2 protein-coding genes and 2 pseudogenes are annotated in these 4,062 nt (G+C 69.4%); 1 reads left to right on the top strand and 3 read right to left on the bottom strand.

Annotated features, from left to right (window positions below; genetic code table 11):
- The 3 genes and pseudogenes from AC27IO_RS21415 to AC27IO_RS21425 form a co-directional block, all read right to left on the bottom strand.
- Positions 1-1,227 (bottom strand): annotated as a pseudogene (locus AC27IO_RS21415) (malonate decarboxylase subunit alpha); the annotation flags it as partial.
- 50 nt (positions 1,228-1,277) lie between these two features.
- The gene (locus AC27IO_RS21420) at positions 1,278-2,663 is read right to left on the bottom strand and encodes an SLC13 family permease (RefSeq protein ID WP_284428799.1); all 1,386 of its coding nucleotides are present in this window, start codon (positions 2,661-2,663) and stop codon (positions 1,278-1,280) included.
- A gap of 200 nt (positions 2,664-2,863) precedes the next feature.
- Entirely contained in the window at positions 2,864-3,778 is a 915-nt protein-coding gene (locus tag AC27IO_RS21425; protein WP_498740661.1) for a LysR family transcriptional regulator, read from the bottom strand.
- Between the two features lie 114 nt (positions 3,779-3,892).
- Here AC27IO_RS21425 and AC27IO_RS21430 point away from each other — a divergent pair.
- Positions 3,893-4,062 (top strand): annotated as a pseudogene (locus AC27IO_RS21430) (3-hydroxyacyl-CoA dehydrogenase); the annotation flags it as partial.

Raw genomic sequence — 4,062 nt, forward strand, 5'->3', positions numbered from 1 at the left:
GCCTGCGCGCCGGCCTTGAGCCAGGCGGGGCTGGCATGGCGCCGACCGCGCGCATCGGCCCCCCATGTTGGGCGCGCCGCCGAAGCCCGCGATGCGCCCCAGGGTGGCGGTGGAGCTGTTGCCGTCCAGGTCGATCTGCAGGGTGGAGCCGATGAACAGGTCGCAGGCATAGTGCCCAGCGGCCTGGCAGAAGGCGCGGTTGCTGCGCAGGCTGCCGTCCGGCCCGGTGAAGAACACGTCCGAGCGCGCGCGGATGTAGTCCTCCATGCCCAGCTCGGAGCCGAAGGAGTGCACCGATTCCACCCAGCCCGCCTCGATGGCCGGGATCAGCGCCGGGTGCGGGTTGAGCGCCCAGTGCCGGGCGATCTTGCCCTTGAGGCCCAGCGACTCGCCGTAGGTGGGCAGCAGCAGTTCGATCGCGGCGGTGTCGAAGCCGATGCCGTGGTTCAGGCGCTGCACGCCGTACTCGCCGTAGATGCCCTTGATCGCCATCATGGCCATGAGCACCTGGATCTCGCTGATCTGCGCCGGATCGCGCGTGAACAGCGGCTCGATGAAGTGCGGGCGCGGGGCCTGCACGACGAAGCTCACCCAGCCGGCCGGGATGTCCACGCGCGGCAGCGTGGTGGTGCGGCCGTCCACCATCTCGTTGACCTGTGCGATCACGATGCCGCCCGAGAAGGCTGTGGCCTCCACGATGGCGGGCGTGTCCTCGGTGTTGGGCCCGGTGTAGAGGTTGCCCTCGGCATCGGCCGCCTGCGCGGCGATCAGCGCGACCTGCGGCGTGAGGTCGATGAAGTAGCGCGCGAACAGCTCCAGGTAGGTGTGGATGGCGCCGATCTCGATGCGCCCGGCCGACACCAGCCGCGCGATGCGCGCGCTCTGCGGGCCCGAGAAGCTGAAATCGAGCCGCGAGGCGATGCCGTTCTCGAACACGTCCAGGTGCTGCGGCAGCGCCAGCACCGACTGCACCATGTGCAGGTGGTGCACGCGCGCCGGATCGACCTGCACCAGCGCATCGGCCAGGAAGTCGGCCTGCTTCTGGTTGTTGCCTTCGAGGCAGACGCGGTCGCCGGGCTCCAGCACGGCTTCGAGCAGCGTGCCGATGGCGGCGGCATCGACCCGTTTGCCGGCCAGCGGCATGCCGTGCGCAGCCAGCGCGCGGTCGGCCCGCGCGAGCCGGGCGGCGCGGCGGTCCGCGCGGGTGTTCCAGTCTCTGGGGTTCATGGGAGTTTGTGGTGGGTTGGAAGATTGGACGGGCAGGGGCTGGCGGTCGGTCAGAGCACGACGAACAGCAGCCACACCACCACGGGTGCGATCAGTGTGACAGCGGCGCCATACACCATGAGCTGGCGGAAGAACACCTCGCGGTTGACGCCGCGCGCATTGGCCAGCACCAGCGCGCCGTTGGTGGAGAAGGGGCTCACATCGACGATGGTGGACGACACGGCCATGGCCGCGATGAACCCCACCGCGCCCACGCCGGCATCGCCCGAGCCGCCGCCTTGCAGGAACGGCACGGCCAGCGGGATCAGCGAGCCCAGCACCGCCGTGGACGAGGCGAAGGCCGAGACCACCGCGCCGACGAAGCACAGCAGCAGCGCCGCCATCAGCGGCGAGGTGAGCGCGGCCACGCTGTGGCCCACGAAGTCGATGGTGCCCATCTTGTCCATCACACCCACGAAGGTGCTGACGCCCACGATCAGCATGATCTCGGGCCACGACACCTGGCCGAGCGCGCGCTTTTGCAGGTTGGGCGCCATCAGCGTGAGCAGCAGGCCGATGGTGATGGAGACGAAGCCGATGTCCTGCTTGAAGAACAGCGTCAGCACGGCCAGGGTGAGCAGACCGATGACGGTGACCGCCTGGTACCAGCGCGCACCCTCCGCTTGCGGCGCGGAAGGGGCGGCGTTCATGAGCGAGTCGTCGGTCTGGGCGGCGGTGCGGCGCTCCTCGGCCAGGGAGTCGCCCTCGGCGTTGCCATAGACCTGGGCGCCGCCCTGGCCGTGGGCCACCTGCGGCAGGTCGAACGGGGTGTTGCGGGCCCCGGTGCGCTGGCGCGCCAGCTTCAGCCCGCCCATGGCCACGAACAGCGCCATGGCCACGGCCAGGTTCACCGCGAGGCTGGCCGCCATGGTGGCGATGGGGTTCAGCGGCAGGCCGGCCGTGGCCACGATCTTGTTGGTGATGCCGCCGTAGATGCTGATCGGCGAGAAGCCGCCGCCCTGCGCGCCGTGGATGACGAGAAGACCCATCATCAGCGGGTTGATGCCGTACTTGGCCGCGAAGCCCAGTGCGATGGGCGCGATGATGGCGACCGCCGCCGGGCTGACGGCCCCCACGCCCGTGAGCGCCGCGGCGATGAAGAACATGATCCACGGGATCGCCGCGATGCGCCCACGCACCGCGCGCACCGCCAGCTTGACCAGCCAGTCGATCGTGCCGTTGTTCTGCGCCAGCGCGAACAGGTAGGTGATGCCCACCAGCGTCAGGAACAGGTCCGCAGGAAATCCCGCCATGATGGCCTTGGCATTCATGCCGGCCACGAGCGTGCCGACCAGGAAGGCCCCGACGAAGGCGATGACGCCCATGTTGATGGGCAGTACGGTGGCGATGACGAACATGCTGGCGAGCGCGCAGATGGATATCCAGTGGGAAGTCATTGAATTTGTCTCCTGTCCGTGGTGCCCCGCGGTGGCACATGCCGGTGGCTGTGCTCATGGATGCGGGGCTTTGTTCTTGCAGGGGACGATACGCAGCCGGGCGGTGCGGATCAATGCCAGCGGTGTGCCGACACTTACGCTAATCGAAACGATCCAGGGTTACCCCCGTAGGGGCTGCCCCAGAAGGTTGGCAGGGTGGCTCAGGACAGCGCCGCCTTGGCGGTGCGGCAGACCGCCAGCAGGGCGAGCAGGTTGGGGTCGCGCTCGCGGGTGCGCAGGAAGTGCAGCGCGATGGTCTGGCGCATGCGGTAGCGCGGCTGCAGCGCGATGAGCCGCACGTTGGGCGGCAGCACGCCACGCACCCGACCGGGCAGCAGGGTGCAGCCCACGCCGCCGCTCACCAGGTTCATCAGCGAGAAGATGTCCTCGGTCTGCATCACCACGTCGGGGGTGAAGCCGGCCACCCGGAAAGTCTCCATGAATCCCTGGTAGGTCACGAAGCCTTCCGTGAGGCTGACGAAGCGCTCGCTGGCGCAGGCGGCCAAGTCGATGGGCTGGTCGGGCGGGTAGGGCGAGTCGGCTGGCGCGGCGAAGTGGATGTCGTCCTCGAACAGGGGCTCGCACTCGAGGTTGGGCATATCGCCGGACGAGCCCATCAGCGCGGCATCGATGGCGCCGTTGCGCAGCTTCTGCCGCAGGTCGGCGTCCGAGCCCAGCACCAGTTCGGTCTGCAGTTCGGGCAGGCGCCGCTTCATGCCCATCACGAGGGTGGGCACCGTGCGGCTGGTCAGCGAATAGAGCGATCCGATGCGGATGCGGTCGGACGAATACCCGGCCACCGCCCGCGTGGAGCGGATGCCCTCGGCCAGCGTGCCCAGCAGCTCGCGCGCGACCTCCGCCAGGTGGTGGGCGGCCTCGGTGGGGTGCAGGTGGCGGCCTTCGTGGCGGAACAGGGGGCAGCGCAGCGCGTCCTCCAGCGAGTGCAGGGCGCGGTGCACGCTGACCGCGCTGATGTCCAGGCTCTCCGCCGCGCGCGCGAGATTGCCGGCCTCCAGGAAGACCCGCAGGATGTGCAGCTTGCGAAGGGTGATGTCGTCATCGGGACGGTGGGGCATGGCCATGCGGTGGGGGCTCGATCAGAATTCGTGCTGGGCCGATTGCAGCACATTGCACGGCCGCTTTTGCAAAACCATTCACTGGCCCGCGGGGCCCACAGGAGAGAGAAACCCATGGCAATCGATTTCAAGGGCCGCGTGGCCATCGTGACGGGCGCGGGCGGCGGCCTGGGCCGCCAGCACGCACTGGCGCTGGCGGCGCGCGGCGCGAAGGTGCTGGTCAACGACCTGGGCGGTGCGGTGGACGGCAGCGGCGCGACCGTGGGGGCGGCGCAGGCCGTGGT

The organism is Acidovorax sp. KNOB132, from assembly GCF_057541515.1.

What these genes read in the sequence shown, in the direction of transcription:
- AC27IO_RS21425 (WP_498740661.1), bottom strand. Translation starts at nt 3,778, where the DNA reads ATGCCCCACCGTCCCGATGACGACATCACCCTTCGCAAGCTGCACATC.
- AC27IO_RS21420 (WP_284428799.1), bottom strand. Translation starts at nt 2,663, where the DNA reads ATGACTTCCCACTGGATATCCATCTGCGCGCTCGCCAGCATGTTCGTC.